We start from the raw sequence: 2,055 nt of genomic DNA, 5'->3' as shown, positions 1-2,055 counted from the left end.
ATACTCTACAAAGCCGCCAAGGTCGCCTGCTTTAACATCACCAAAATCTTTTAATGCACGTATGCGGTAAAGCGTAATGTATCCATCAAACTGAATTGTTTCATCAGTAAGTTCGTATTTTTTCATCTGGTCTTTTCTCCAGTTGAGATGGCGTTATAGTCATCAACGTGTGCGCTACGGTAAACTTCTGCCTTATCGGAAACGCATGCATAACCGTAAACCTCTGCCTTACCATAAACACGTGCTTCATCGAAAACGCGTGCACAATCGTAAACTTCTGCCTTATCGGAAACGCATGCATAACCGTAAACCTCTGCCTTACCGTAAACACGTGCTTCATCGAAAACGCGTGCACAATCGTAAACCTCTGCCTTACCGTAAACGTGTGCCTTACCGTAAACGTGTGTCTCACCGTAAATTTCTGCACGACCGTAAACGCATGCCCCGTAGTAAACGCGTGCGCTCTCGTAAACATGTGCATCATCAAAAATCCTAGCACCATCAAAAACCAGCGCATCATCATAAACTTTGGCATTACCGTAAACTTCTACATAATCGATAACGCGTGCATTGTTATAAACACGTGCATTGCCAAAAACTTGTGCCTCATCGGAAACTAGTGCATTGTCATAAATACATGCATTATCCGCAACCCAACAATAGTCCTCATGCGATAGGTTCTCTTCAGTCTCAATATAGCCGCCAAGATCACCTTTCTTGACGTCCCCCAAATCTCTCAGTGCACGAATGCGGTGAAGGATTTTGCCATCAACTTCGATTGTTTCATCAGTAAATTCGTATTTTTTTTCCATGATTACTATTTCTCACGTTCTACGATTACGGTGGAGCCACTAATTTTACAATTTCCAGCAATGTCTACACGACAGCAAATATATGCTTGATTGTAAATTTTAGCATTTCCGTAAACGTGTACACTTTCCCCTATAACAGAATTCCCATAAATCCGCGCATAGTCAAAAACCTTGGCATTATCTCCAACATCAGCACCACCAACTTCGGCATAATCATAAACTTGTGCATTGTCATAAACGCGTGCATTCCCATAAACCCGCGCATCATCATAAACTTTGGCATCACCGTAAACGTGTGCATTGCCAAAAATCCAACAGTCTCTCTTATGGCTTAAGTTGCTCTCTTTTTCTATAAAACCGCCGAGGTCACCTTTTTTGACATATCCAAAGTCTCTCAGTGCACGAATGCGGCGGAGCGTTCTGCGCCCAAACTCAATTGTTTCATCAGTAAGTTCGTATTTTTTTTCCATGGTTTAAGTCGCCCTTATCTTAAAACAGTGTCATTTCCAGATACTTTTGTATTTCCGGTTACTTTGGCATTCTCGCAAACTAGTGCACCACCAAACACACGGGCATTTCCAGAGATTTCTGCGTGACCGCCAATTTTAGCTTTTTCAGAAACATGTGCACCTTGGTGGATTGCGGCATTGCCATAAACCTTAGCCTTTCCAAAAACACGTGCATCATCTGCAATCAATGCGGATTCAAAAACACAAGCATCGTCAAAAATTTCTGCGTTCTTTGAAATTATTGCATTACCGCCAATCTTTGCATCATGGTATATTCGTGCATTACCAGAAACAGAAGCTTTATCGTACACTTTCGCGTTCCCATAAATTTTTGCAAGTACGTGAACACGGGCATTACCGTAAACTTTTGCATGATTGAAAATGTGTGCACCACTCAAAATTTGTGCATCATCGAAAATTGTTGCGTTATCATAAACCAATGCACAATCTTGGATTAGTGCATTGGCATAGACTTCGGCATTCCCAAAAACCTTTGCACTATCTCCAACCCAGCAATTGCCATCATGTGATAAATTACCCTCATGCTCTATAAAACCACCAACGTCACCTTTCTTGACTCTTCCAAAGTCTCTCAGTGCACGAATGCGGTGGAGAGTTTTGCCCCCAACTTCGATTGTTTCATCAGTCAGTTCATATTTCTTTTCCATGATTTTACTCCTTTAAGTTAGATTCTGCCTTTGTCGTTCTTGCAAAAGAACGGCATTGCATTGTGT

Annotated in this window: 3 protein-coding genes; all 3 read right to left on the bottom strand. The window is 41.8% G+C overall.

What is annotated here, in order from left to right:
• Positions 1-122: 122 nt before the first annotated feature.
• From ACFIMP_RS09540 to ACFIMP_RS09530, 3 genes are read right to left on the bottom strand one after another with little or no spacing between them, the layout of a single operon-like run.
• Positions 123-812 carry a hypothetical protein gene (locus tag ACFIMP_RS09540; RefSeq protein WP_375612643.1) on the bottom strand — a complete coding sequence of 230 codons (690 nt, stop codon included), beginning with the start codon at positions 810-812 and terminating at the stop codon, positions 123-125.
• Between the two features lie 5 nt (positions 813-817).
• Positions 818-1,282, bottom strand: coding sequence for a hypothetical protein (locus tag ACFIMP_RS09535; protein ID WP_375681570.1), 465 nt, complete (start codon positions 1,280-1,282; stop codon positions 818-820).
• 14 nt (positions 1,283-1,296) lie between these two features.
• Positions 1,297-1,989: a hypothetical protein gene (locus tag ACFIMP_RS09530; RefSeq protein WP_375612650.1), complete on the bottom strand. Its 693-nt coding sequence runs from the start codon at positions 1,987-1,989 to the stop codon at positions 1,297-1,299.
• Positions 1,990-2,055 lie beyond the last annotated feature (66 nt).

The organism is Bartonella sp. AP65SXKL, assembly GCF_042195725.1.
Lineage (GTDB): Bacteria > Pseudomonadota > Alphaproteobacteria > Rhizobiales > Rhizobiaceae > Bartonella.
The sequence above is the reverse complement of the archived record's forward strand: the minus strand, read 5'-3'. Positions and strand labels throughout refer to the sequence as shown.